Origin of the sequence: Solirubrobacter phytolaccae (genome assembly GCF_027587195.1) — a bacterium.
GTDB lineage: Bacteria > Actinomycetota > Thermoleophilia > Solirubrobacterales > Solirubrobacteraceae > Solirubrobacter > Solirubrobacter phytolaccae.
Genome location: NZ_JAPDDP010000020.1, coordinates 26,758 through 51,819, shown reverse-complemented (window position 1 = coordinate 51,819; position 25,062 = coordinate 26,758). Strand labels below are relative to the sequence as shown.

The 25,062-nt window shown below is 72.5% G+C and carries 19 protein-coding genes; 10 read left to right on the top strand and 9 right to left on the bottom strand.

Annotated elements, in window-relative coordinates; translation table 11 throughout:
• Positions 1 to 47 precede the first annotated feature (47 nt).
• Positions 48 to 1,799: a TROVE domain-containing protein gene (locus OJ997_RS13235; RefSeq protein WP_270025582.1), complete on the top strand. Its 1,752-nt coding sequence runs from the start codon at positions 48 to 50 to the stop codon at positions 1,797 to 1,799.
• Between the two features lie 35 nt (positions 1,800 to 1,834).
• Here the strand turns inward: OJ997_RS13235 and OJ997_RS13230 are convergent, their stop codons facing one another.
• The 5 genes from OJ997_RS13230 to OJ997_RS13210 are packed head-to-tail and all read right to left on the bottom strand — an operon-like array spanning position 1,835 to position 7,082.
• Positions 1,835 to 3,145: an acetamidase/formamidase family protein gene (locus OJ997_RS13230; protein WP_270025581.1), complete on the bottom strand. Its 1,311-nt coding sequence runs from the start codon at positions 3,143 to 3,145 to the stop codon at positions 1,835 to 1,837.
• Positions 3,146 to 3,158: 13 nt separating this feature from the next.
• Positions 3,159 to 3,404: a MoaD/ThiS family protein gene (locus OJ997_RS13225; RefSeq protein WP_270025580.1), complete on the bottom strand. Its 246-nt coding sequence runs from the start codon at positions 3,402 to 3,404 to the stop codon at positions 3,159 to 3,161.
• Positions 3,401 to 5,551 carry an SF1B family DNA helicase RecD2 gene (gene recD2 / locus OJ997_RS13220; RefSeq protein ID WP_270025578.1) on the bottom strand — a complete coding sequence of 717 codons (2,151 nt, stop codon included), beginning with the start codon at positions 5,549 to 5,551 and terminating at the stop codon, positions 3,401 to 3,403. The genes OJ997_RS13225 and recD2 overlap by 4 nt, the downstream gene beginning before the upstream one ends.
• Before the next feature lie 48 nt (positions 5,552 to 5,599).
• Complete coding sequence (locus OJ997_RS13215) at positions 5,600 to 6,538, bottom strand: C40 family peptidase (protein WP_270025577.1); 939 nt, start codon at positions 6,536 to 6,538, stop codon at positions 5,600 to 5,602.
• Between the two features lie 7 nt (positions 6,539 to 6,545).
• Positions 6,546 to 7,082, bottom strand: a complete 537-nt coding sequence (locus OJ997_RS13210) for a TetR/AcrR family transcriptional regulator (RefSeq protein WP_270025576.1) — start codon at positions 7,080 to 7,082, stop codon at positions 6,546 to 6,548.
• A 61-nt stretch (positions 7,083 to 7,143) separates the two neighbouring features.
• Between OJ997_RS13210 and OJ997_RS13205 the strand changes: the two genes are divergently transcribed.
• From OJ997_RS13205 to OJ997_RS13185, 5 genes are all read left to right on the top strand, one after another.
• Positions 7,144 to 8,040: an oxidoreductase gene (locus OJ997_RS13205; protein ID WP_270025575.1), complete on the top strand. Its 897-nt coding sequence runs from the start codon at positions 7,144 to 7,146 to the stop codon at positions 8,038 to 8,040.
• A gap of 63 nt (positions 8,041 to 8,103) precedes the next feature.
• A complete protein-coding gene (locus tag OJ997_RS13200; RefSeq protein ID WP_270025574.1) occupies positions 8,104 to 11,316 on the top strand; it encodes a response regulator in 3,213 nt (1,070 codons plus the stop codon).
• Positions 11,313 to 11,714 (top strand): response regulator transcription factor, encoded by a 402-nt coding sequence (locus OJ997_RS13195; RefSeq protein WP_270025573.1) that lies wholly within the window; start codon positions 11,313 to 11,315, stop codon positions 11,712 to 11,714. Before OJ997_RS13200 ends, OJ997_RS13195 begins: the two co-directional genes overlap by 4 nt.
• Positions 11,715 to 11,724: 10 nt before the next feature.
• Positions 11,725 to 16,389, top strand: a complete 4,665-nt coding sequence (locus OJ997_RS13190; protein WP_270025572.1) for an NAD-glutamate dehydrogenase — start codon at positions 11,725 to 11,727, stop codon at positions 16,387 to 16,389.
• Between the two features lie 9 nt (positions 16,390 to 16,398).
• Positions 16,399 to 16,803 carry a nitroreductase family deazaflavin-dependent oxidoreductase gene (locus tag OJ997_RS13185; RefSeq protein WP_270025571.1) on the top strand — a complete coding sequence of 135 codons (405 nt, stop codon included), beginning with the start codon at positions 16,399 to 16,401 and terminating at the stop codon, positions 16,801 to 16,803.
• Here the strand turns inward: OJ997_RS13185 and OJ997_RS13180 are convergent.
• Positions 16,778 to 17,107, bottom strand: coding sequence for a PilZ domain-containing protein (locus tag OJ997_RS13180; RefSeq protein WP_270025570.1), 330 nt, complete (start codon positions 17,105 to 17,107; stop codon positions 16,778 to 16,780). The two genes, OJ997_RS13185 and OJ997_RS13180, sit on opposite strands and share 26 nt — an antisense overlap.
• Positions 17,108 to 17,136: 29 nt before the next feature.
• Here OJ997_RS13180 and OJ997_RS13175 point away from each other — a divergent pair, with 29 nt between their 5' ends.
• The 3 genes from OJ997_RS13175 to OJ997_RS13165 are packed head-to-tail and all read left to right on the top strand — an operon-like array spanning position 17,137 to position 21,514.
• Positions 17,137 to 17,733, top strand: coding sequence for a flavin reductase family protein (locus tag OJ997_RS13175; protein WP_270025569.1), 597 nt, complete (start codon positions 17,137 to 17,139; stop codon positions 17,731 to 17,733).
• 48 nt (positions 17,734 to 17,781) lie between these two features.
• Entirely contained in the window at positions 17,782 to 19,725 is a 1,944-nt protein-coding gene (locus OJ997_RS13170) for a putative bifunctional diguanylate cyclase/phosphodiesterase (protein WP_270025568.1), read from the top strand.
• Positions 19,726 to 19,753: 28 nt separating this feature from the next.
• Positions 19,754 to 21,514, top strand: coding sequence for a hypothetical protein (locus tag OJ997_RS13165; protein ID WP_270025567.1), 1,761 nt, complete (start codon positions 19,754 to 19,756; stop codon positions 21,512 to 21,514).
• On the opposite strand, the gene OJ997_RS13160 is transcribed toward OJ997_RS13165, so the two are convergent.
• Both OJ997_RS13160 and OJ997_RS13155 read right to left on the bottom strand, forming a co-directional pair.
• Positions 21,511 to 22,590 carry an ATP-dependent DNA ligase gene (locus OJ997_RS13160; RefSeq protein WP_372517892.1) on the bottom strand — a complete coding sequence of 360 codons (1,080 nt, stop codon included), beginning with the start codon at positions 22,588 to 22,590 and terminating at the stop codon, positions 21,511 to 21,513. The two genes, OJ997_RS13165 and OJ997_RS13160, sit on opposite strands and share 4 nt — an antisense overlap.
• Positions 22,575 to 23,639: a hypothetical protein gene (locus OJ997_RS13155; RefSeq protein WP_270025565.1), complete on the bottom strand. Its 1,065-nt coding sequence runs from the start codon at positions 23,637 to 23,639 to the stop codon at positions 22,575 to 22,577. Before OJ997_RS13155 ends, OJ997_RS13160 begins: the two co-directional genes overlap by 16 nt.
• 57 nt (positions 23,640 to 23,696) lie before the next feature.
• Between OJ997_RS13155 and OJ997_RS13150 the strand changes: the two genes are divergently transcribed.
• Positions 23,697 to 24,368: a TVP38/TMEM64 family protein gene (locus OJ997_RS13150; RefSeq protein ID WP_270025564.1), complete on the top strand. Its 672-nt coding sequence runs from the start codon at positions 23,697 to 23,699 to the stop codon at positions 24,366 to 24,368.
• Here OJ997_RS13150 and OJ997_RS13145 read toward each other — a convergent pair.
• Positions 24,350 to 25,057 (bottom strand): META domain-containing protein, encoded by a 708-nt coding sequence (locus OJ997_RS13145; protein WP_270025563.1) that lies wholly within the window; start codon positions 25,055 to 25,057, stop codon positions 24,350 to 24,352. The genes OJ997_RS13150 and OJ997_RS13145 overlap by 19 nt on opposite strands.
• Between the last annotated feature and the right edge of the window lie 5 nt (positions 25,058 to 25,062).

Here is a 25,062-nt window from a genome sequence, read left to right as displayed (position 1 = left end):
CTAGCCCGTCCACGACCCACGAAGAGAGGAGAGAGGTCCCTCGAACCATGTCCTACCTGACCCGCATCAACCTCCGGCGCACGTCGCAGAGCGAACCGATGCCCGGCACCGATCAGGTGCCGAACTCGGCGGGTGGCTTCGCGTGGGCCGTCGACGACTGGACGCGCCTGCGCCGCTTCCTGATCCTCGGCTCCGCCGGCGGCTCGTACTACGCCGGTGAGCACGAGCTGACGCTCGAGAACGCGCAGGTCGCGGCCAAGGCGATCGCCGCCGACGGCCCGCGTGCCGTCCGTGAGATCGTGGCGATCTCCCGCGACGGCCGCGCCGCCTCCAATGACGCGGCCATCTTCGCGCTCGCCATGGCGGCGTCCGCGGAGGACGAGGCGACGCGCGCGCTCGCACTCGACGCGCTCCCGCAGGTCTGCCGCACCGGCACGCACCTGTTCACGTTCGCCCGCCACGTCGAGCAGTTCCGCGGCTGGGGCCGTGCGCTGCGCCGCGGCGTCGGGCGCTGGTACGTCGAGCAGCCGGTGGACCGCGTCGCCTACCAGGCGGTCAAGTACCGCCGGCGCGACGGCATGAGCCACCGCGACCTGCTCCGCCTCGCCCACCCGGGCGCGAAGACCCGCGCGGGCAACCCGCGCCTGCCCGTCTCCGACGAGCACGCGCGCCTGTTCGAGTGGATCGTCCGCGGCGGGGGCGAGACGGCCGCGCGTGCCGGCGGGATCGCGGCGGGCGGCGGCGAGACGGCCGCGCGTGCCGGCGGGACCGTGGCGGGCAGCGAGGACGCGGCCCGCGGCCTCCCGGCCGTGATCGGCGCGTTCGAGGCCGCGCAGGCCGCCACCACGGCGGCCGAGACTGCGCGGCTCGTGCGCGAGCACGGGCTCCCGCGCGAGGCGGTCAAGGCCGAGCACCTCGACGACGCCGAGGTGTGGGCCGCGCTGCTCGAGCGGATGCCGATGACGGCGCTGCTGCGCAACCTGGCGACGCTCACCCGCGTGGGTGTGATCGCTCCGGGCTCGTTCGGCGCCGACTACGCGGCCGAGCAGCTCGGCGACACGGATCGTCTGCGCAAGGCGCGCGTGCACCCGATCGCCGTGCTGTCCGCGCTGCGGACATACGCGAGCGGGCACGGCGTGCGGAGCACGCGCACGTGGGACCCGGTCGCGCAGGTCGTCGACGCGCTCGACGGCGCGTTCTACGCGGCGTTCGGCAACGTGGAGCCCGCGAACACGCGGGTGATGCTCGCGCTGGACGTGTCGGGCTCGATGACGTACGGGCAGCTGGCAGGCGTGCCTGGGCTGACGCCACGTGACGCCTCGGCGGCGCTGGCGCTCGTGACCGCGGCGACCGAGCCGCGCCACGAGATCGTCGGCTTCTTCGCCGGCAAGGGCGGTTGGAAGTCGGGCACGCGTGACTGGATGGGCCACACCGGCCTCACGCCGCTCGCCATCAGCCCGCGCCAGCGGCTGACGGACGCGGTGAAGGCCGTGTCCGACCTGCCGTTCGGCGGCACGGACTGCTCGCTGCCGATGCGGTACGCGCTCGAACGCGGCCGCGAGATCGACACGTTCGTGATCTACACCGACTCGGAGACGTGGGCGGGCGAGATCCACCCGGTCCAGGCGCTGCGGGAGTACCGCGAGCGGACCGGGATCGCCGCGCGGCTCGTCGTGGTCGGGATGATCGCGAACGGGTTCACGATCGCCGACCCCGAGGACCCGGGGATGCTCGACATCGTCGGGTTCGACACCGCGACGCCGGATGTGGTCTCCGGCTTCGCGCGCGGGGTGGTGTGACGAGGGGCGCGAGGAGACTCGCGCCTCTTGTCGTTCTAGGACCCGTACTGCTCCATCGCGTAGCCGAGCAGGCCCGCGGCCTCGAGCGCCGGCAACGGCGCGCGGAACGTGACCTGCACGACACCCGGCGCGCGCCCGATCTCGATCGCGCCGGTGATCGTCGCCCGGTTCATGACCTCCGGGACGCTCATCCCCAACAGCGCGGCGGCCCGCGCGAGCCCGTTGTCGATAGCGGAGTTCAGGTCCGGCCCGGTACCGATCACGGAGATCGGCAGCGACTCCTCGATCGCCGCGACGCCCTCGCGCTCCGCCAGCGCCAGCGCCCGCGCACGCTCGTCCGCCGTCAACGGGCGCGCCAGGAACGGCAGGTCCTCGAGCACCGGGAACAGCACCGGTCCGTCGATCCCCAGCCCCTTCAGGACCTCGACCTGCAGCGTGACCGTCCCCGCGACGTCCGCGGTGTGGCCGGCGATCTCGCCGTCGCCCTGCATCGCGTGCATGTCGCCGAGGTAGACACCGCCGCCCGGCACCTTCACCGGGCAGACGAGGATCGCGCCCGCGCGCACCGCGTCGATGTCCAAGTGCCCGTCCGTCTTGTGCTGCTGGAGCGCCTGCGCGTCCATCGCGAACTTGTGCGGCGCGCCGACCAGGAACGCGCCGAAGTCCCCCGCGTTGTGGGAGTCCGGCATCGTCGCGCTCGGCGTCGTCCCCAGCTGCCCGAGGAACGGCCGCATCCGCGCGACCACACCGACCAGGTCGCTCGGCGCGAACGTCAGGATCGGGTTCTGCGCGCTGTTGTCCGGCAGCTGCGCGTAGGCGGCGGCGTCGCGCGCGATCTCCTCGGCCCGTGCGGAATCCACGCTCAACCCGAGCTTGCCGTCGAACGCGAGCGTGTAGCCGTTCGTGAACGTGAACGGCGTCGCGTCCGCCCCGCAGACCACGCACCGCACGGCCGTCTCGCCGATCCCGTCCAGCCGCGTCTCCGGCCACTCCGCCCCGCAGCCGGGACACACCGCCGCGCAGTACGGGTCGCCGTTGAAGCGGCCCTCCATCGCCTGGTCGTTGCCCGATGCGGTCGCGCGGGAGGTGACCGCGATGTCCTTGATGCGGATCGCGATCCCGTCGCCGGGCTCGGCGCCCTCGACCGCGACCGGCGTGCACACCTCGTGCCCGCCGCGGATCGCGGGCGTGATCATCGGCCCCCAGCAGCCCGGGGTGGAGTTCCAGACGATGTGCCCGCCGTCGGCCACCGGGCCGAGCATCTCGACCTCGGGCCCGAGCACGCCGTCCGTGAACGTGTCGACGATGAGCGTGCGGCGGGTGGTGGAGGTGTCTTGAATCGCCATCTCAGTGGTCCTTTCAGCCGCCGGAGACCGGCAGCAGCAGGGCGACCTCCTGGCCGGAAGCCAGGACCTGGTCGCGGGTCACGTGCTCGCCCGCGACGACCGGGAGCACCGATCGCAGCGCGGGCGCGAGGTCCGGCTCGTCCTCCGCGAGTCGGGCGAAGAGGTCACCGACGGTGGCGCCTTCGGGGATCTGGACAGTCTTCAGCGGCGCGGCCGAAAGGCGCGCGAGCCCAGCGCCGAGGCGGACCCGAACCGTCAATCCGAGGCAAGCCTAACCGCCAGGCGCGAATACCGACGCGAGGTGTCCGGCGTGCCCGCGGCCCGGCCGACGACGCCGCGCGTGCCGACCACCAAGGTGGCCACGCGCGCCCGCGTCATCGCCGTGTAGAGCATCTCGCGGCGCAGGAAGTACGCGCCCGCCGCGGGGTGCGCGACGACGATCGCGACCGGCAGCTCGATCCCCTGCCCCTTGTGGATCGAGCACGCGTAGGCGAGCTGCAGGCGCGGCGCCTCCTCGTCGGGCAGCTCGACCACGAGCCCGTCCGCCGACACGATCAGCTTCTCGTCGCGGTGGTCGAGGAGCCGCAGGATCGTGCCGTTCATCAGCCCGAGCTCGTGCAGGTTGCGCCCGGACAGCATCAGCTTGTCGCCGATCCGCAGCCGGCCGCCCATCACCGGCTCGCCACGTCCGTTGAGCGCCTGCCGCAGCCGCGTGTTGATGGCCTCGATCCCGAGCGCGCCGCGGTAGACCGGCGCGAAGACCTGCAGGTCGGTGATCGGATCGATCCCGTAGTGCTTCGGGAGCCGCTGCGCGACCAGCGTCTCGATCTCGTCCAGCGCCGCGGCGGGGTCCTCGCGCTCGATCAGGAACAGGTCCCGCCGCAACTCCTCGTGGGCGGCGAAGTCCGGCATCTGGCCCTGGCGGACGGCGTGCGCGCCGCGGACGATCATCGAGCCCGCCGCCTGCCGGAAGATGTGCGTGAGCTCGGCGACGGGGACGACCTTGGTGGCCACGAGCTCCGCGAACGGCTTGCCGGCGCCGACCGGGGCGAGCTGGTCGGCGTCACCCACGAGCACCACGTGCATGTCCGTGCCGACCGCACGCAGGAGCGTGACCAGCAGCTCCAGGTTGGCCATCGAGGTCTCGTCGACGACGAGCACGTCGGCCTCGATCTCGTCCTTCGTCGGGCCCTGGCCCGGGATCCAGCCGAGCGCGGAGTGGATCGTCGACGCCTCCATGCCCGTCGACTCGGTCATCCGTCGCGCCGCGCGACCGGTCGGCGCAACCAGCGCGATCGACGCCTTCTGCGCCTTGGCGGCCGCGCAGATGAGCCGGATCGTCGCCGTCTTGCCGGTGCCGGGGCCGCCCGTGACGATCGAGATCCGCGACGTGAACGCCGCGAGCACCGCCGCGGCCTGCTCAGGCGCCGGGGTGAGGTCCTCCTCGGCGACGACCGCGGGCTTGAGCGACGCGCGCGAGCCGGCGAGCCGGCCGATGAGGTCGGCGAGCTCGGCCTCCAGCCGCCACGTCGGCGGCCGGTACGCCCAGATCACCGGCGCCATCGTCGCCGTCAGCGCGTCGACCGCGTCGAGCGTCGGGTCGTCGACCTCCAGCACGAGGTCCTCATGGTCGACCATCTCGTGCAGCAGCTCCGCGTCCGGCGGCGGGCCGCCGACCAGCGCGCCCGCCTTGGTCGCGAGCTCGGGGACCGGCAGGCACGTCGAGCCGTCGCGCTCGGCCTCGGCCAGCACGTGCACGACCGCGGCCCGACGACGACCGGGCGAGTCGGGCGGGAGGCCGGCCGCGCGCGCGATCGTGTCGGCGATGGCGAAGCCGACCCCGAACACGCTCGTGAGGTCGTAGGGGCGCTTGCGCACGACCTCGTGCGCGCGGTCGCCGTACTCGGCCGCGATCCGCGGCACGAGCCAGGCGAGCCCGTGCGGCGCGAGCAGCAGGTGCAGCGCGCGCGTGGAGCGCAGCGCCGCCCACGACTTCGCGGCCTCCTTGGAACGCGTGTGCGTGAGCCCGGCGCGGCGGAACGCCAGGCCAGGGTCCTCGTCGATCGCCTCGAGGACGTGCTCGCCGTAGCGCTCGAGCAGGTTGGAGGCCCGCTTGGCGCCCACGTGGCGGACGCGCTTGAGGTACGCGAGCAGCGCCTCCTCGCCCGACGGCGGCACCGACTCGGCGATCTGCACCTTGACCTGCGGGCCGTAGCGCTTGTCGTCGTGCCAGACGCCGACCACCCGCACGTGCTCGCGCTCCTCGAGGTGCGCGAGCGGGCCGATCAGCACGAGCTCGTCCGCGCCGCGGTCCGCGTCGACCACCGCGAAGCCGGTGTCCTCGCTGGAAAAGCGGATGCGGCGGACGACGATCTCGTCCTCGAAGGGGGTGCCGGGCGTATCCATCACTGGCATAGAGGATCGCGCGTGCAAAGTTCGCCCCGGCCCTGAGGCCTAGAAACGCCGCGCGCCTACGTAGTGCGTGCCCCAGTAGTCGCCGCCGATCGCGTGCTCGCGCACGCCGTGCGTCGTCGCCGAGATGACCGTCGCGTTGCCCGTCGCGATGCCCACGTGCGACGCGCCCGGGCCGTTGGCGTCGAAGAACACGAGGTCTCCCGCCTGGATGCTCTCGCGCGCGACCGGCGTGCCGACGTTGAACTGGTCGAAGCTCGTACGCGGGATCGTGACGCCGGCCTGGGCGAGCGCCCACTGCGTCAGGCCCGAGCAGTCCCAGCCGCCTTCACCCTCGCCACCGAGCAGGTACGGGGCGCCGAGCTTCGTCTGCGCGGCGCCGACGGCCGAGCCGCTCGACGAGCCTCCGCCTCCGCCCGTGCCGGAGGACCCCGAGACGCCGAGCGCGCCCAGCGTCGCCGGCCCCGCGACGCCATCGACGACGAGCCCGCGGCTGCGCTGGAAGTCTCGCACCGCCTGGCGCGTGACCGGCCCGTAGACGCCGTCGGCGCCGATGCCGAGCGCGCGCTGGATGGCCATCGTGGTCGTGGCGTTGGACGGCGTGACGCCCTTCGAGGCGCTCGGCGCGGGCGCGCCCGCCAGACCGAGTGCGCGTTTGGTCATCGGGCCGACGATGCCGTCCACGACGAGCCCGCTGCGCGCCTGGAAGTCCTTGACCGCCTGGCGCGTCATCGGACCGAACTCGCCGTCGGCGGAGATGCCCAGCGCGCGCTGGACCGCGCGCACGTCGTCTCCCGTGTGCCCGCGCTCGAGCGTCTGCGCCATCGCCGTGCCGCCCGTCGCGGGTACGGCGACGGAGGCCGCGATGAGCGCGGCCGACACCTGCACGTTCGTCACCCGGCTCTTGCTCTGCGCCCGGCGACGGCGGGAGCGCTCCAATGACCGCTCCCACAGCTCGACGCTCGCGAGATCCCGCTCCATCCGTTCATCACATCACCACGCCCCGACGGATCTGCGCGACGGCGTCCGCCACGAGCTCGTCGAGGTCGTCCACGGCGAGCATGTGGCTGTTGATCATCGCCGCGAGGCCGTGGAAGGTGGCGAAGGTGACCATCGCCGAGCGCTCGGACTCGAAGAGGCCCAGCGCGGAGTGGAACGTGCGGTCGGCCGCCTCGGTGAGCAGCGGCGACGCGCCGTCGGCGTGCTTGCCGGTGTACATCAGGTCGAGCAGCGCCGCGTGCTCGGTCGCGAAGCGCACGTAGGTTCGCGCCCACGCCTGCACCGGGTCCTCGCTCGCGAGCGCGACGTCCAGCTGCTCCCCGAGCCGCCGGAAGCCGTCCAGCGCGAGCGCGTCGAGCAGCACCTGCTTGTCCGGGAAGTGCCGGCGCGGAGCGGCGTGACTCACGCCGGCCCGCCGCGCGAGCTCGCGCAGCGACAGCTCGCCGCCCTCGGTGAGCACCTGCTCGGCGTGCGCCAGCAGCGTGGGGCGCAGGTTCCCGTGGTGGTAGCGGCGGACGGGGGGCACTTAGGAACAGCTTACGATGTTGCCATTGACAGCATTGTTGTCAGCGACTACTTTACTCGGCATGAGTCACTGGACCGCGCAGGACATCCCCGATCAAACCGGCCGGACCATCGTCGTCACCGGCGCCAACAGCGGCATCGGCCTGTCCGCCGCCCGGGAGCTCGCGGGCAAGGGCGCGCGGGTGATCCTCGCGGTGCGCAACACCCAGAAGGGCGAGGAGGCCGCGCGGCAGATCTCCGGCACGACCGAGGTGCGTGAGCTGGACCTGGCGGATCTAAGCTCGGTGCGGGCGTTCGCGGAAGGCGTCACCGAGGACGTCGACGTCCTGATCAACAACGCGGGCGTCATGAACATCCCGCAGGCGCAGACCAAAGACGGTTTCGAGATGCAGTTCGGCACGAACCACCTCGGCCACTTCGCGCTCACGAACCTGCTGCTGCCGCACCTGACCGATCGGGTGGTCGTGCTCGCGTCAACCGCGCACCGCTACGGCCGGATTCAGCTGGACAACCTCAACGCCGAGCGGGGCTATCGCCGGCACCGTGTGTACGGGCAGGCCAAGCTCGCGAACCTGCTGTTCATGTCCGAGCTGCAGCGCAAGCTCGAGGCTGCGGGGTCCGCGGTCAAGGCCGTCGGCGCGCACCCCGGGTGGGCCGCGACCAACCTGCAGTCCCGGTCCGGGAACGTGGTGGAGCACACGCTGATGAGCATCGGCAACCGGCTGCTCGCGCAGAGTGCCGACATGGGTGCGCTCCCCACGCTCTACGCCGCCACGGAGGACATCCCGGGGGATACGTACATCGGGCCGGGCGGGCTGGGCGAGATGCGCGGCTACCCGACGATCGCGAACCGCACCGACTACGCGAAGGACGCCGACATGGCGGCGAAGCTGTGGGTAGAGTCCGAGCGGCTGACGGGTACGCATTTCTCGCTCGATCAGTCAGCTCTCACTCACTAGACGTCCGTTTACCACGGACTGCACAAGGAAACACCTTCACGAGTGTCTTCACGGCGGTCGCTCGTGCGCGCCCCCGGGGCCAGCGCGCTGCTTGTCCTCGCGGTGCTCGCCGCGATCGTCGCTCTGCTCGTCGACCATCGCGTCTCCCGCGACACGCTCGAGCGCACGGCGGAGTGGCGGGACCAGGTCGCCACCGTCCGCAACGAGGCCGCGCTCGGCCGGCTCGGCGCCGAGAAGCGCGCAGCGGGGGACATCCGCGCTGACGTCGACGGGCCGCTGGCGGCGGCGATGCAGGGCTGCGAGGACTTCCGGGAGAACGCGCGCGGCGACCTGGTCGAGACCGCCGATGCGCTCTGCCGGCAGACCCTGCTGCTGCGCTCCACCCCGCGCGACGACACCGTCTTCGCCGGCCTGCTGCGTGAGCGCGACCGGGCGATCGTGCAGATCGAGGAGCGCCGGCGGTCGGACGAGCGCTGGCTGCTACGCCTGGAGGTGCTGATCGGCGCGCTGCTGATCGCGCTGTTCGGCGGCGCCGGGTTCGCGCTGCGCCGCTCGCGCCTGACCCTCGCGACCCTCGCACGCCAGCACGAGAGCGTCCTGAGCTCCGTCGGCGACGGCATCGTCACCACGGACGCCGGCGGCAGGGTCGTGTACGCGAATCCGGCCGCCGTCGCGATCACGCGCCGCGACCTCGTGGGCACGGACCTCGCAGGCGACTATCCGGACTCCAAGGTGCTCGCGACCCTGCGCGACGGGCAGACGCGCCAGGTCGACCACGAGCGGATCAGCAGCCCCGAGGGCATCGAGACGATCGTCGCCTACACCGTCACCGCCGTGCGGCGCGGCGAGCGCATCGTCGGCGTCACCTCCGTCTTCCGCGACGTGTCCGACCAGGTGCGCGCGCACCGGCGCACCGAGGCCGAGCACGCCGCCACGCGCGTGCTGGCCGAGGCGACCAACGTCGAGGAGGCCGCCCCCAAGCTCGTCGCCCAGGTGTGCCAGGCGCTGGAGTGGCAGGTCGGCGCGCTCTGGCTGGTCGGCAGCGGCATGCTGCACCTGCAGGCCTACTGGTCGCCACGCACGGAGACGGTCGAGGCCATCCAGGCCGCCGGCGGCGACGAGCTCGCGTTCACCCGCGGCCAGGGGCTCGCGGGCACGGTGTGGGCGGCGCGCGCCCCGCACTGGATCCCCGACATCGCCAAGGACGAGCGCTTCGCCCAGTCGGCCGTGCGCGAGCTGCGCGCCGCGCTCGCCGTCCCCGTCATGAGCGAGGGCGTGTGCCTCGGCGTGTTCGAGTTCCTGGACGACGCGGTGCACGAGCGCGACCCCGAGGTCGAGTCGACGATGATCTCGATCGCGGGCTACCTCGGCCAGTTCATGCAGCGCCGCCGCGCCGAGGCCGAGCTCGTCCTCGCCCGCGACGAGGCCGTCGAGGCCGCGCGCCTGAAGTCCGAGTTCGTGGCCAACGTCAGCCATGAGATCCGCACGCCGATGAACGGCGTGCTCGGCATGGCCGACCTGCTGCTGGACACGCCGCTCGACGACGAGCAGCGCTCCTTCGCCGAGACCGTCAAGAGCTCCGGCGCCTCGCTGCTGTCGATCATCGACGACATCCTCGACTTCTCGAAGATCGAGGCGGGCAAGCTGGACCTTGACCCGATCGTATTCGACGTGCGCGAGGCCGTCGGCGACGTCTGCGAACTGCTCGCGAACCGCGCGCACGACCGCGGCCTGGAGCTCGCCGCGCAGATCTCCGACGACGTGCCCCAGGCGGTCACGGGCGACGAGGGGCGCCTGCGCCAGATCCTCACGAACCTGGTCGGCAACGCGCTCAAGTTCACGCACGAGGGCGAGGTCGTGGTGACGGTGACGGCCGAGACGCCGGGCCTGCGGATCGCGGTCCGCGACACCGGCATCGGCATCGACCCGGAGATCATGGAGGGGCTGTTCGACTCCTTCAGCCAGGCCGACAGCTCGACGACGCGCCGCTACGGCGGCACCGGCCTCGGGCTGGCGATCTCGCGCCAGCTGGTGGACATGATGGGCGGGCGGATCGGCGCGGAGAGCGTCCCCGGCCAGGGCAGCACGTTCTGGTTCACGGTGCGGATGCCGGCCGCGACGAAGGAGACGGTCGCCCTCCCGCGTGAGCTCGCCGGCCTGCGCGTGCTGATCGTCGACGACAACGAGACCAACCGCGAGATCCTGGACCGCCGGCTGCGCTCGTGGCGGATGGAGGCCGACTGCGCGGACGGCGGCGAGACCGGGCTCGCCAAGATCCTCAAGGCGCAGGAGGCGGGTGCGCCGTACGACCTGGTCCTGCTCGACCACCACATGCCCGGGCTCGACGGGCTGGACGTCGCGCGTGAGCTCGGCCCGGACGGTCCGCGCGTGATCCTGCTCAGCTCCGCGGGGCGCAACCGCGGCGGGCCGGGCATCAGCGCGACCCTGACCAAGCCGGTCCGCGACTCGCGCCTGTACGACACGATCGCCAACACGATGGCGGGCGGCGCGCCCAAGACGAAGACGCCGCCCGCGCTGCCGGCGGTGGCCACGCCGCGGGCCGGCGCACCGATCCTGCTCGCCGAGGACAACCCGACCAACCAGGCGGTCGCGGTCAACATCCTCAAGAAGCGCGGCTACCGCGTCGAGGTCGTCGGCAACGGCGAGGAGGCGGTCGCGGCGATCCGGCGCGGGCCGTTCGCGGCGGTGCTGATGGACTGCCAGATGCCGGTGCTCGACGGCTACGCGGCCACCGCGGAGATCCGCGACCTCGAGGGCGAGGCACGCCACACGCCGATCATCGCCATGACCGCGCACGCGATGGAGGGCGCGCGCGAGCGCTGCATCGAGGCCGGGATGGACGACTACCTGAGCAAGCCGTTGCGACCCGAGGCGCTCGACGAGGTGCTCGGCCAGTGGCTCGAGCGGCCCGCGCCGGCGGTGATGGACCGCGCGTTCCTGGCCTCGCTCGCCAAGGACGTCGGCGGCGAGGACGTGGTCGCGGAGATCGTCGACCTGTTCCTGTCCGACATCGACGCGCGCGTGGACGGTCTCCGCGAGGCGACCGCGGACGGCGATTTCGGGACGGTGCGCGGCGCCGCGCACCAGCTCAAGGGCAGCGCGGCGAACATCGGGGCGGTGGCGGTCGCGAACGCGGCGGCCGAGGTCGAGCGCCTCGCGGGCGAGAGCGACGGCGCGGCGCTGGACGCGGCGCTCACCCGTCTGGGTGATGCGGTGCGAATGACATGGGCGGCACTGGGTAAGAGCGCTCCGTGAAGATCCTTGTCGCCGAGGACGACCCGGTATCGCGCCGGGTGTTGGAAGCCGTCCTGAACCGGATGGGCCACGAGTGCGAGTCGGCGGAGGACGGCGAGGCGGCGTGGGCGCGCTTCCAGCAGGCGACGCCCGACGTGCTGATCACCGACTGGATGATGCCGGGCCTCGCGGGGCCGGACCTGTGCCGCCAGGTCCGCGCCGAGCACGGCACCGACTGCTACGTGATCATGCTCACCGCGCTCAGCGGCGACAGCGACGTGAAGGTCGCGATGGAGGCCGGCGCGGACGACTTCCTCAACAAGCCGCTGGACCGCAACCAGCTGGCGATGCGGCTCGCCGTGGCCGACCGCCTGCGCGTCCTGCGCCAGCGGGTGGCCGAGCTCGACGGAAAGGCGTAGCGTCCGTGGAATGTCCACGGGAACGCAGGACGTCGAGTCCGCACTGATCGAGTCCGTCTGTGAACGGGTCCGCGAGCGGGTGGCGCCGGAGGACGTCGCCGACGCCGAGGCCTTCGTCCGCCAGTACTACCGCCGCGCACCCGCGGCGGATCTGAAGGGCCGCGAGCCCGTCGACCTCTACGGCGCCGCGCTCGCGCACCGCGCGTTCGCCGGCGGTCGCAGCGCCGGAGAGGTGCGCGTACGCGCGTACAACCCGACGTTCGAGCAGCACGGCTGGCAGTCGCCGCACACGGCCATCGACGTCGTCTCCGACGACATGCCGTTCCTCGTGGACTCGGTGAGCATGGAGCTCAGCCGGCGCGAGCTCGGCATCCACGTGCTGGTCCACCCCGTGGTCGGCGACGAGTCCTACATGCACATCGAGGTCGACCGCCAGGCGTCCGGCTTCGAGGAGCTCGAGCAGGCGATCGAGCGCGTGCTCGAGCAGGTGCGGGCCGCCGTCGAGGACTGGCCGCGGATGCGCGAGCACATGCACGCGCTGATCGACGAGCCGCTCCCGGCCGGGCTCGACCAGGACGAGTGCGAGGAGGCGCGGGCGCTGCTCGCGTGGATCGCCGACCACCACTTCACCTACCTCGGCTACCGCGAGTACCAGCTGACCGAGGAGGACTCCCTGCAGGCGGTCGAGGGCACCGGGCTCGGGCTGCTGCGGGGCGGCAGCGCGCAGTCCACGGGCTTCGCGAAACTCCCGCTCGCCGTGCGCGCGCTCGCGCGGGAGCCCGACCCGCTGATCCTGGCCAAGGCGACGACACGCTCCCCGATCCACCGGCCCGCGTACCTGGACTACATCGGCGTCAAGAAGTTCGACGACGCCGGCAACGTCGTCGGCGAGCGCCGCTTCCTCGGTCTCTACACGACCGGCGCCTACCGCGAGGTGCCGGCCAACATCCCGGTGCTGCGGCGTAAGGCCGCGGCGGTGCGCGAGCGCGCGGGCTTCACGCCCGGCAGCCACGACGACAAGGCGCTCATCTCCGTCATCGACACGTTCCCGCGTGACGAGCTGTTCCAGATCGGCGTCGACGACCTGTACGAGATGGCGAGCGGGATCCTCGAGCTGGGCGAGCGCCAGCGCGTGCGGCTGTTCATGCGCACGGACCGCTACGAGCGCTTCGTCAGCTGCCTCGTCTTCATCCCGCGCGACCGCTTCAACACGCACAACCGGATCAAGATCGGCCAGCTGCTGAGCGAGGCGCTCGGCGCCGAGTCGCTCGACTGGGGGCTCCGGCTCACCGAGTGGGTGCTCGTGCGCATCCACTACACGCTGCACCTGCCCGCCGACGTGCGCCCGGAGTTCGACGTCGAGGCGCTGGAGGCCCGGATCGTCGAGGCCGTCCGCTCGTGGGACGACGACCTGCTCGACGCGCTGCTGGAGGAGTGCGGCGAGGAGCGCGGGATGACGCTCTACCGCCAGTACGGCCTGGCGTTCCCGCCCCAGTACCGCGACGACCTGCTGGCGCGCTCGGCGGTCGCCGACATCCTGCGGATCGAAGGGCTCACCGACGAGGACGGGCTCGACCTGTCGCTCTACCGTCCGCTCGAGGCCCAGGCCGGCGTGCTGCGCTGCAAGGTCTACCGCCGCGGCGAACGCGTGTCGCTCTCCGACGTGCTCCCGATGTTCGAGTCGCTCGGGCTGACCGTGACCGACGAGCGCCCGTACCGCGTGACCCCGCGCGAGGGCCCGCCGGCGTGGCTGTACGACTTCGGTCTGCAGGCCAAGGACGAGGTCGACGTCGACGCCATCCGCGACCGCTTCCACGAGGGCTTCGAGCGCGTCTGGCGCGGCGAGGCCGAGCAGGACGGCTTCAACGGGCTCATCCTCGCCGCCGGGCTGGACTGGCGCGAGGTGATGATGCTGCGCGCGGTCGCGCGCTACCTGCGCCAGGCCGGGATCCCGTTCAGCGACCGCTACATGGAGGCGACCCTGCGCGGCCACGCCGAGGTGGCGGGCGCGCTCGTCGAGCTGTTCCGGGCGCGGTTCGATCCCGACGGCACGCGGAGCGGCGCGTCGGCGATCGCGGAGCGGATCGAGCAGGCGATCGACGCCGTCGACTCGCTCGACCAGGACCGGATCCTGCGTGGCTTCCTCAGCGTCGTCACCGCGATGCTGCGCACGAACTACTTCCTGCCGGGCCCGAAGCCGTACATCTCCTTCAAGCTGGACCCGCACCAGATCCCGCTCACCCCGCTGCCGCGCCCGAAGTTCGAGATCTTCGTGCACTCGCCGCGGGTGGAGGGCGTGCACCTGCGCGGCGGCGCGGTCGCGCGCGGCGGGCTGCGCTGGTCGGACCGGCGCGAGGACTTCCGCACGGAGATCCTCGGCCTGATGAAGGCGCAGATGGTCAAGAACGCCGTGATCGTGCCCGTCGGCTCCAAGGGCGGCTTCGTCATGAAGCGGCCGGGCGACCAGGTCGTCGAGGTCTACAAGACGTTCCTCTCGGGCCTGCTCGACGTGACCGACAACATCGTCGGCGACAGCGTCGTCCCGCCCTCGCACGTCGTGCGCGCCGACGGCGACGACCCGTATCTCGTCGTCGCCGCCGACAAGGGCACGGCGACGTTCAGCGACATCGCCAACGGCGTCGCCAACGACTACGGCTTCTGGCTCGGCGACGCGTTCGCGTCCGGCGGGTCGGTCGGCTACGACCACAAGGCAATGGGCATCACCGCGCGTTCGGCGTGGGTGAGCGTCCAGCGCCACTTCCGCGAGCTCGGCGTCGACGTGCAGGCGCAGGACTTCACCGTCGCCGGCATCGGCGACATGAGCGGCGACGTGTTCGGCAACGGGATGCTGCTCTCGCCGCACATCCGGCTCGTGGCCGCGTTCGACCACCGCCACATCTTCCTCGACCCCGATCCGGACGCGGAGCGCGGCCTGGCCGAGCGCCAGCGCCTCTTCGCGCTCCCGCGCTCGTCCTGGGACGACTACGACCGCTCGCTGATCTCCGAGGGCGGCGGCATCTTCCCGCGCACCGCGAAGTCGATCGAGCTGACCGAGCCGGTGCGCGCGGCGCTCGACCTCGAAGCCGAGCGCCTCACGCCCGCCGAGCTGATGCAGGCGATCCTGCGCGCGCCGGTCGACCTGCTCTGGAACGGCGGCATCGGCACCTACGTCAAGGCGGCGGAGGAGACCCACGCCGACGTCGGCGACAAGGCCAACGACCCCGTGCGCGTGAACGGGCGCGACCTGCGCGCGCGAGTGGTCGGCGAGGGCGGCAACCTCGGCTGCACGCAGCGCGGGCGGATCGAGTTCGCGGCCCGCGGCGGGCGGATCAACACCGACGCGATCGACAACGCGGGCGGCGTGAACTGCTCCGACCACGAGGTCAACATCAAGGTCCTGCTCGACAGCGTCGTCGCCGCGGGCGACATGACCGTCAAGCAACGCAACGCCCTGCTGGCGGAGATGACGGACGCCGTCGCCGAACGCGTGCTCAAGGGCTCCTACCAGCAGACGCAGGCGCTCTCGCTCGCCCGCTTCCAGGCGCCCGCGATGCTCGACGTGCACGACCGCTTCATGCGCGACCTCGAGAGCGCGGGCCGGCTGGACCGGGCGATCGAGGCGCTGCCGGACGCCGACGTGATCGCCGAGCGCCGCCAGGCGGGCGCCGGCCTCACCCAGCCCGAGCTGGCGGTGGTGCTCGCCTACTCGAAGATCACGCTCTACGCCGCGCTGCTGGACTCCGACCTGCCGGACGACCCCGCGCTGAACGGCGAGCTCGCGATCTACTTCCCGCCGCCGTTGCCCGAGCGCTTCGGCGAGGAGATGACCCGCCATCGCCTGCGGCGCGAGATCATCGCCACGCGGGTCGCGAACCAGATCGTGGATCGCGCGGGCACGACGTTCATGTTCCGCCTGCGCGAGGACACGGGCGCCACGCACGCCGACATCGCCCGCGCGTCGGTGATCGCGCGTGACGTGTTCGACATGCGCTCGCTGTGGTCGGACGTGGAGTCGCTGGACGGCGTGGTGACCGCCGACACGCAGACGTGGATGCTGCTCAGCGGGCGGCGGATGGTCGAGCGGGCGACGCGCTGGCTGCTGCGCACGCGGCCGCGGCCGATGGACATCGGCGCCGAGGTGGCGCGCTTCGCCGACGGCGTGCGCGCGGTGTCCGAGCTGCTCCCGGGCGTGCTCGTGGAGACCGAGCAGGCGGCGTGGCGCGACCGCGTGGCCGGGCTCACCGACGCGGGCGTGCCGGAGGCGCTGGCCGGGCGCGTCGCGTCCCAGAGCGTGCTGTTCAGCGCGCTGGACGTCGTCGAGGTCGCGGGCGGGGTCGAGCGGGGCGTGGAGGAGGTCGCGGCGCTGCACTTCGAGCTCGGCGGCCGGCTGCACCTGCACTGGCTGCGCGACCAGATCGCGCTGCTCACGCGCGACACGCGCTGGTCGACGATGGCGCGCGCCGCGTTGCGCGACGACCTCTTCTCGCTCCACGCCGACCTCACGCGCGAGGTGCTGCGCTACGAGTCGCTCGAGGCGTGGGTCGACGCCAACCGCGCCGCGGTGGAGCGCGCGCAGGAGATCCTCGGCGAGATCCGGGCGGGCGGCGCGTTCGACCTCACGACGCTGCCGGTGGCGTTGCGCGAGGTGCGCAATCTAATCCAGCCGAGGGGGTAACTTCCAACCATGCTCTTCGGACAGGAACACGTCGAGAAGTACAAGGAGACGGACGGCCAGGAAGGCCACGACTGGCAGGGCACCCAGTGCCTGCTGCTCACCACCACCGGCCGCAAGTCGGGCACTCCGCGCGAGCTGCCCTTGATCTACGGCAAGTCCGGCGACGACTACCTGATCGTCGCCTCCAAGGGCGGCGCGGACGAGCCGCCCGCCTGGTTCCTCAACCTCGAGGCCGACCCCACCGCCGAGGTGCAGGTCTGGGGTGACCGCTTCAAGGCCAAGGCGCGCGTCGCGACGCCGGAGGAGAAGGCCGAGATGTGGAAGACGATGGTCGCCGAGTGGCCGGCCTACGACGAGTACCAGACCAAGACGGACCGGGAGATCCCGATCATCGTGTTGGAGCGGGAGGCGTAGGCGCGAGCTCCTTGGCGAGCAGCGCCAGCTCCGCGCGCGCCTCGTCGCCGAGCTTGTCGAAGCGCAGCGCATAGACCCGATAGCCGCGCTCGCCCACCACGCGGGCGCGGCCGTTGATCCGCGCCCGGTCGGGCAACTCGAACTCGAACGTCTCGTCGAGGCTCATCGGCCGGTTCGCTTTCACGCGCATCCCGCCCGGGCCGAGATCCAGTGTCGTGCCCTCGACCACCTTGCCCGTCTTGCGGTGCAGGGTGCATTCGAGAGCGATCTCCGTGCGCCAGCTGCGGCGCCGTTCCCCGCTCATGGCTCCCACACCTTCCAGTATGTCTCGCCATGGTCTTCTACGAACCCGATAAGCGCGACCGTGAACTTCTGCCGCACGACCCGTTCAAGGCGTTTGTGGCGCCACGGCCCATCGGGTGGGTGTCGACCGTGGACCCGGACGGCGCGGTGAACTTGGCGCCTTACTCCTACTTCAACGCGGTGTCCGACAAGCCGCCGACGGTGATGTTCTCCAGCTCGGGGCCGAAGGACTCGGTGACGTTCGCCGCGGCCACCGGCGAGTTCGTGTGGAACATGGCGACCTGGGACCTGCGCACCCACATGAACGAGACGTCCGCCACCCTCCCGCGCGGCGAGAGCGAGTTCGAGCGCGCCGGGTTGGCGATGGCGCCGTCGACGCTGGTGGCACCGCCGCGCGTCGCCGCCGCGCCGGTGGCCTTCGAGTGCCGCGTGACGCAGACCGTCGAGGTCGGCGTGAACCTCGTCACCTTCGGCGAGGTCGTCGGCGTGCACGTGGACGAGCGCTACGTCGTCGACGGGATCTTCGACATCACCCGGGTCAAGCCGATCGCCCGCTGTGGCTACCGGGGCGACTACGCGGTGGTCGAGTCGCTGTTCCAGATGGTGCGTCCGGATTTCGACTCCTGAAAGCGGTTCGTTGGTCTTTGGAGGCGGAGTGCGGTTGTATCTGCCCTGATGTTCGTCGAGGCGGCCGGTGGGGTGCTCGTCTGCGGGAGCCTCGCGTGCGTCGTCGCCGCCGTTGTCGGTCGTCGCTCGTGGCTCGTCGCGGTCCTGTTCGCGTTGGCGCTCGCGTGCGCGGCGGCGGACGCGTTCGGCGCGGACTCCTGGCTGCACGCCGTGGCCTGCGGCTTCGGCTTCGCGGGCGCGGTGACGATGGTCCTGCAGCGGCTGGGCAAGCCGCTGCGGCTCAGCTGGATCGACTTCGTGATGGGCGGCTGCGCGGTCGGCGCGCTGTCGGCGACCACGGGGGCCGAGCTCGGCGCGACGCTCGGGGCGAGCGGGGTCGCCGCGGCGCTCGGCCTGGCGCGCTGGCGCGTGTCGACGGCGCTCGCGCTCGCGCTGATCGGCCTGATCGCGCTCGGTGAGCTGCCCGTGCTGGCGGTCCTGCCGGTCGCCGTCGCGATGTGGCTGAAGGAGCCGCCGGCGACGCCCTCGCCCGTGTTCAACCCGATCGTGCTCGCGGCGCTGCTGGCGTACGCCGCCGCCGCGATGGTCCTGCTCGTCGTCGGCCAGTTCGTGTCGCTGCCGGCGGACGCGGCCACGTTGGCCACGATCACGATGCTGGCGGGGATGGCGCGCGCCGGGCTGACCGTGGTCGACCGCCTCAAGCACAGCCACTACCAGGCGGTGACGGACGACCTCACGGGGCTCGGCAACCGGCGCCAGCTCCTGGACGCGTTGCGCGAGGCGATCGCGGTCGAGGGCCAGCACGTGGCGCTGCTGCTGATCGACCTCGACGGCTTCAAGGAGCTCAACGACACGCTCGGCCATCACGCCGGCGACGAGGTGCTGCGCCAGATCGGCCCACGGCTCGAGGAGGCGCTGCATCCCGAGGACACGCTCGCGCGGCTCGGCGGGGACGAGTTCGCGGTCGTGCTCGCGCCGGGCGACGAAGCGTCGGCGTCCGCCGCCGGGCTGCGGCTGCGGTCCTCGCTGGAGCGCTCGTTCTCGGTCGGCGGCATCCGCGTGCACATCGACGCGTCGATCGGGATCGCGCTGTTCCCCGAGCATTCTCAGGATGCGCTCGGGCTGCTCCAGCGCGCCGACGTTGCCATGTACGAGGCCAAGCGCACCCGCACCGGCCACGAGGTCTACCTGCCCGAGCGCGACACGCACTCCCGGCGGCGGCTCGAGCTGCTGGGCGAGCTGCGCGACGCGCTGGCGAACGACGAGCTGATCCTCCACTACCAGCCGAAAGCGGACATCGCGACGGGTGAGGTGCACGGCGTCGAGGCGCTCGTGCGCTGGGCGCACCCCCGGCGCGGGCTGCTGATGCCGAGCGACTTCCTGCCGCTCGCGGACCACAGCGGGCTCGGCCGCTCGCTGACCGCGTTCGTGCTCGACCGCGCGCTGGTCGAGATCGGCCAGCGCCGGAGCGAGGGCTTCGACCTCTCGGTCGCGGTCAACCTCTCACCCGCCGACCTGCTGGACCTCGGCCTGCCCAGTGACGTCGCCCGCACGCTGGAGCGGCACGCCTTTCCGGCCTCCTGCCTGCGGCTGGAGGTCAGCGAGGACGCGGTGATGGCCGACCCGGAGCGCTCGCTGGAGGTCCTGCGCGGGCTGCGCGCGATCGGCGTGGCCACGGCGCTGGACGACTTCGGCTCCGGCCACGTCTCGCTCGGGCACCTCAAGCACCTGGGCGTGGACGAGATCAAGATCGACCGCTCGTTCGTCCTGCGGCTCGCCGAGGACGAGCGCGACGCCGCGATCGTCCACACGACGGTCGACCTCGGCCGCCGCCTCGGAATGAAGGTCGTGGCCGAGGGCGTGGAGACCGTCGAGGCCTGGGACGCGCTGGCGGTGCTGCACTGCGACGAGGCCCAGGGCTTCTTCCTCGGCCGCCCGATGACGGCCACGGCGCTCGCGGGCTGGATGCGCGACCGCGCCGCTGCCGCCTGACGCACTCGCGACGCATAGTCTGGTGAGCATGCTTCGCGTGCTCCTCGTCGTGATTCTGGTCGGTGCGCTGTGCGGGACCGCGCAGGCGGCGCCGCGCACCGTCGCCCGCAGCGGCGAGTTCTCGCTCCAGGCCGAGCGCAAGGACGGCCAGGTCTGCCTGACCCTGCGCCGCGAACGCCGCTATCAAGGCCAGGAGTGCGGGCCGCTCCCGCGCTCCCCGCACCACACCCTCTCGGTGTTCCCGGACATTCCGTCGAACACCTACGCGGTCGCGGTCGCGCCGACCGTCCGGCGCGCGGAGGTCGAGGACGCCAAGGGCCGGCGGACGATGCACCGGACGTTCTCCGCGCGCGGCTTCGCGGCGCGCTTCGTGCTCATCCCCAGGCCCGCCGCGCTGTTCGTGCGCCTGTACGGCGCCGACGGCACGCTGCTGAGCATGGACGCGGGCACGATCGGCTACATCGAGTGGCACACGGACTCCGTGCCCGTGTTCGGGGATCGCATGGCCGGCGTCACGGCCTACACGGAGCTGCGGCTGCAGCCGTCACCCGACCAGGCCGACCGCGTGCGCACACTTGCGTGCGTCGACGTGGTCAGCAGCTCCGGCGGCAGCGGGATGTGCGACGACGACAGCGAAGACGCGCTCGTGATCATGGGCTCCTGCGACGGGCCCGGGCTGGTCGGTGGCGTCTTCAGCCCGGCGGTCGCCGGCGTGCGGCTCGAGCTGGGGAGCGGCGCGACGGTGCAGCTGCCCGTGAGCGAGCTGCCCGCGCCGTTCGGTGGGCGTCGCACGCTGGGCGCGAACGTCCCGGCCGGCGAGGCGGTCCGCGCGGCGACGGCGGTCGACGCGGCGGGGCGCGAGCTCAGCCGCGTCGGCGTGGGTCTGGCGCCCGGCGGGCAGCCGTGTGCCGGCGAGGACCGCGGCGACGACCGCTTCATGGGACGCCTCGTGCCCGTCGCACCCGCGCCCGGCGCGGTGGCCGTGGCCGAGGCGGCCGGCGTGCCGTTGCTGGTGGCCGACCAGGGCGAGACGCTGTGCGCCGAGCTCGGGCAGCTGCCGGCGCAGCTGTGCCCGCCCGCGCCGGTCGACTCCGACCCGCCGCGCCTGCTGCGGCAGGGCGGGACCGTCGCCGGCGTGCTGAGCGTCGACGCGGCGCGGGTCACGCTCGAGCTGGACCGCGGCCGCGACGTGACCGTGCCGACGACCGACGCTCCGGCCTACACCGGCCGCTGGCACGGCAAGGTGCGGTTCTTCGCGGCGGCCGTCGCGGCCTCGCGCAAGGTCGTTCGCGTCGTCGTCCGCGACGCCTCCGGCCGGGCGATCGGGATCGCCGACCGCGGTGTCGTCGCCCCGCGCGTGAACCGCCGGGTGCTCGCCGAGCAGGCGGGCGTGCGCCTGCAGGTCGCGCGCCAGACGGGCGAGCAGCCGTGCCTGGAGGCGGTGGTCGCCGATCCGGCGCCGGTGCCGCGGTTCTGCACGGACCCCGACCCGGGCGTGCCGATCGACGGTCCGATGCGGCAGTACGGCGGCGCCGTCGTCGTCTCCTGCACGCCCCGGCTGGCGCTGGCCTACGGGCGCTTCACCGACGGGCTGAAGACGCCGTCCGTCGTGCTCGTGGACGGTCGCGAGGTCAAGGCGCGCCGGATCGCCCTGGACGGTGAAGACGCCTGGTACGCGTTCGTGCCGGACGCCGTCATCGCCGGCCTGCGGGCGGGTGAGGATCGCGTGGCGCTGAACCTCCCGCCCGCGAGCGCCCAGTGCGGCTACAGCGTGAGCCGCGCCTTCTAGGCGCGCAGCACGTCGGCGAGCTGGAACGGCGCCGGCCGGTCCAGCTGTGCGTAGCCGCAGGACTCCGGCTCGCGGTCCGGACGCCAGCGCACGAACTGCGGCGGGTGCCGGAAGCGCGCGCCCTCCAGGTAGTCGTAGCGGACTTCGACGACCCGCTCGGGGCGCAGTGGCACGAACGTCAGGTCCTTCTTGGGGTTCCAGCGGCTGCCGCCCTCGGGCGCCTTCGTCAGCTCGCCCGCCCAGTGCCAGGGGTGGTCGGCGAAGTCGACGACGAGCGGTTGCAGCTCGGTGAACAGCTCGCGCCGGCGGGCCATCGGGAACGCGCCGATCACGCCGACCGAGGCGAGGCGGCCGGTCTCGCTCTGCCACGGCGAGGGCGGCGCGGCCTCGTCGATGTAGAGGCCGAGCAGGAGCGAGCCGATCGCCTGCGGGTCCGCCTTGTGGACGCGGTAGCCGGCGACGACGCAGTCCGCGGTGCGCACGTGCTTGATCTTGGTCATCACGCGCTTGTCGGGCTGGTAGGTGAGGTCACCGCGCTTGGCGATCAGGCCGTCGAGCCCGGCCCCCTCGAAGCGCTCGAACCAGGCCTGGGCGAGCGTCTCGTCGCGGGTGATCGGCGTGAGGTGGACGGGCGGCCGCGCGTCCGCCAGCGCCTGCTCGAGCAGCGCGCGGCGGCGCTCGAACGGCTCGTCGGTGAGGTCCTTGTCGTCGAGCGCCAGCAGGTCGAAGGCGACGAAGCTCGCGGGCGTCTCGGCGGCCAGCCGCTCGACACGGCTCGCGGCCGGGTGGATGCGCTGCTGCAGCGCCCAGAAGTCGAGGCCGCCGTCACCGGCGATGACGATCTCGCCGTCGATGATCGCCCGCGGCGGGAAGCTCGCGCGCACGGCCTCGACGACCTCGGGGAAGTAGCGCGTCATCGGCCGTTCCTTGCGGCTGCCGATCTCCACCTCGTCGCCGTCGCGGAACACGATCGAGCGGAAGCCGTCCCACTTGGGCTCGTAGAACTGGCCGGGCGGGATCGCGGCGGCGGGCTTCGCCAGCATCGGCGCGACGGGCGGAGTCAGGGGGAGCTCGATGCGCGCATGCTCGCAGGCCCGAAGCGCTCGTCGTAGACCGGCTTGTAGCGGTCGTAGAGCCACAGCAGCAGCGAGATCAGCAGCGCGAAGAACAGCGCGGTGCCGAGCGGGAAGTTCTCGGCGGCCGTGAAGAAGCGGCTGAGGCCGAAGATCAGGCCGAGGTTGACGACGACGAGCCCGGCGAACTCGACCGTCAGCCGCGGCGCCCAGGTGCTGATCGCGTCGTTGGCGAGGATGATCGCGACGACGCCGACCCCGACCTCCAGCGCCGACGTCTCCACGTCCGGCAGGATCTCGGCGAAGATGATCGCGATCAGGCCGATCAGCGCGGTCTTCTCGCCGACCTCGCTCCAGCGCACGCCACCGCCGCGCCGCGGCTCGTGGTCGCGGCGCTCGGCGAGGAAGTGCCAAGCCCGGTCCGGCGCGGGCATCCGCGGGCGGGCGACGAACCAGTAGAGCGCGGCGAGGGCCGCGATGCCGAGCGCCGAGACGACGCCGACCCACGGGTAGTCGGTGACGGTCTCGGTGAAGTCGCGCTGGGCGATGTGGATCCAGTACTCCTGCGGCAGCTTCACGCACACCCACAGCACGATCGCCACCCACCACCAGAACCGCGGCGGCCACGTCGACGGGCTCCACCGCAGCGCCAGCGTCGCGTAGACGATGAAGAAGAACTCGAACGTGTTCGGGAACAGCAGCAACATCGCGCGCGAGTCCAGGAGCTCGAACGCGAGCACGCCGACCAGCCGGTAGTAGAAGAGGAAGCGCGCGATCCGGACGGCCGAGTGGCTCGTCCAGTTGCGCAGCGTCGTCACGTACGCGATCGCCAGGTAGTAGATGTCGAGCGCCTTGTCGACGCTCTGGTACGGGCCGTCCGGGCCGAGGTCGACGTCGGTGAACGCCGCGAGCAGCGAGTTGTCGATCGCGTCCAGGACGAGCGCGACGATGATCACCAGCTCGCAGCGCGGGATCAGCAACGGCACGAGGAGCCGCGCGAGCACGATCGCGACGATCAGCGCCCACTCGCTCGTGGTGGGATCCGGGATCACCGAGGTAAATGTTCCATAGGTGGCGTAACTCGGCGGCGCGCCTGCGATAGGTCTGGTGTGAGCCGCGAGCCCGATCGCCGGCGTGCGGTCGCGCGCCTTGCCCTGCTGGCGGTGCTGATCGCGGCCGCGTTTGCCGCCGTGACGGTCGCGGGCGTCGGCCCGGGCGATGCGCAGCGCTGGGTCGCGGGCGCCGGGCCGGCCGCCCCGCTCCTGTTCGTGCTCGTCGCCGCCACGCTCGGCGTCGCGCTGTTCCCGGGGCACGTGGTGGCCGCGGCCGCGGGGCTGCTGTTCGGCGCACTCGGCGGTACGGCGGTCGCGCTCGGAACCGCGCTGCTCGCCGCCGCGCTGTCGTACTTCGTCGCCCGTCGCGTCGGGTCGGACGCGCTGCTGTCGCTGCTCAGCCCGCGCGCCCGCCGCTGGCAGCAGTGGGTGGCCGAGCACGGGTTCAGCGCGGTGCTCGTCTCCCGGCTCGCTCCGGGTGTGCCGTCAGGCATCGTCAACTACCTCGCCGGGCTGGCGGGCCTGCGCGTGCGGGCGCTGCTCGGCGCCGTCGCGATCGGCGCGCTGCCGAAGACGATCGCCTACGTCGCGCTGGGCGGCGCGTTGTCGGACCCGTGGTCGGCGCGCGGCCTGGTCGCCGTGAGCCTGTACGTCGTCGCGGCCGCGGGCGGCGTGCTCGTCGGCCGCCGGCTGCTCAAGGCGCGGCCCGGTCAACTGTCGCGCGCGTAGGTGGCGACGATCGTCCCGGCCTTCGTCAGCAGCGTCAGCGTCGAGCCCGCCACGGTGTAGCTCGCGGTCAACGGGAGCGCCTTCAGGTACAGCGCCTCCTGCTCGGTCAGCTCGGGGCGCGAGCACGCGATCTCCGTGGCCTGCGGCGACGCGATCGTGAGCGCCTTGCCGCGCAGCGTGTACGGCGCCTTGTACGTGTTGCAGCCCGTCGAGCCCGACACCGTGCCGTCCACGAAGTTGGCGGTGAGCTCGGCGCCGTCGACCGGCCCGGTCACCGCGTCGCCCTGCAGGAAGGACGTCAGCGTCCACGACCCCAGCGGGCTCGCGCCGCGCAGGCGCAGCTGCTCGTCGCCAGCGTCGTCGAGCAGGGTGAGCTCCTCGTCCTCGACGCGCCAGCGGGAAGCGCGCTCCAGCGCCGCGCGGAACGCATCCGCGCGCTCCATGCGCGCCGGCTCGCAGGCCATCTTCGTCGTCACGATCGCGCCGAGCCGGAGCGTGTCCCCGTCGATCGTGTAGCTCGTCGTGTAGCGGTTGCAGCCGTCGCTGCCGGACAGCGTGCCGTCCGTGAACGACGCGCTCGCCTCCCCGGAAGCCACCACCCACGGCGTCCCTTCTAGGGCGGGCGGACCCTGCGCGGCCTCGCCGCCACAGCCGGCAAGGACCAGAACGGCCAGGAGCAGTCGGCGCATGCTCC

Excerpts from the sequence above, each read along its gene's own strand:
- OJ997_RS13235 (WP_270025582.1), top strand. The coding sequence starts at position 48 with ATGTCCTACCTGACCCGCATCAACCTCCGGCGCACGTCGCAGAGCGAA.
- OJ997_RS13230 (WP_270025581.1), bottom strand. The coding sequence starts at position 3,145 with ATGGCGATTCAAGACACCTCCACCACCCGCCGCACGCTCATCGTCGAC.
- recD2 (WP_270025578.1), bottom strand. The coding sequence starts at position 5,551 with ATGGATACGCCCGGCACCCCCTTCGAGGACGAGATCGTCGTCCGCCGC.
- OJ997_RS13215 (WP_270025577.1), bottom strand. The coding sequence starts at position 6,538 with ATGGAGCGGGATCTCGCGAGCGTCGAGCTGTGGGAGCGGTCATTGGAG.
- OJ997_RS13205 (WP_270025575.1), top strand. The coding sequence starts at position 7,144 with ATGAGTCACTGGACCGCGCAGGACATCCCCGATCAAACCGGCCGGACC.
- OJ997_RS13190 (WP_270025572.1), top strand. The coding sequence starts at position 11,725 with ATGTCCACGGGAACGCAGGACGTCGAGTCCGCACTGATCGAGTCCGTC.
- OJ997_RS13185 (WP_270025571.1), top strand. The coding sequence starts at position 16,399 with ATGCTCTTCGGACAGGAACACGTCGAGAAGTACAAGGAGACGGACGGC.
- OJ997_RS13180 (WP_270025570.1), bottom strand. The coding sequence starts at position 17,107 with ATGAGCGGGGAACGGCGCCGCAGCTGGCGCACGGAGATCGCTCTCGAA.
- OJ997_RS13175 (WP_270025569.1), top strand. The coding sequence starts at position 17,137 with ATGGTCTTCTACGAACCCGATAAGCGCGACCGTGAACTTCTGCCGCAC.
- OJ997_RS13170 (WP_270025568.1), top strand. The coding sequence starts at position 17,782 with ATGTTCGTCGAGGCGGCCGGTGGGGTGCTCGTCTGCGGGAGCCTCGCG.
- OJ997_RS13165 (WP_270025567.1), top strand. The coding sequence starts at position 19,754 with ATGCTTCGCGTGCTCCTCGTCGTGATTCTGGTCGGTGCGCTGTGCGGG.
- OJ997_RS13145 (WP_270025563.1), bottom strand. The coding sequence starts at position 25,057 with ATGCGCCGACTGCTCCTGGCCGTTCTGGTCCTTGCCGGCTGTGGCGGC.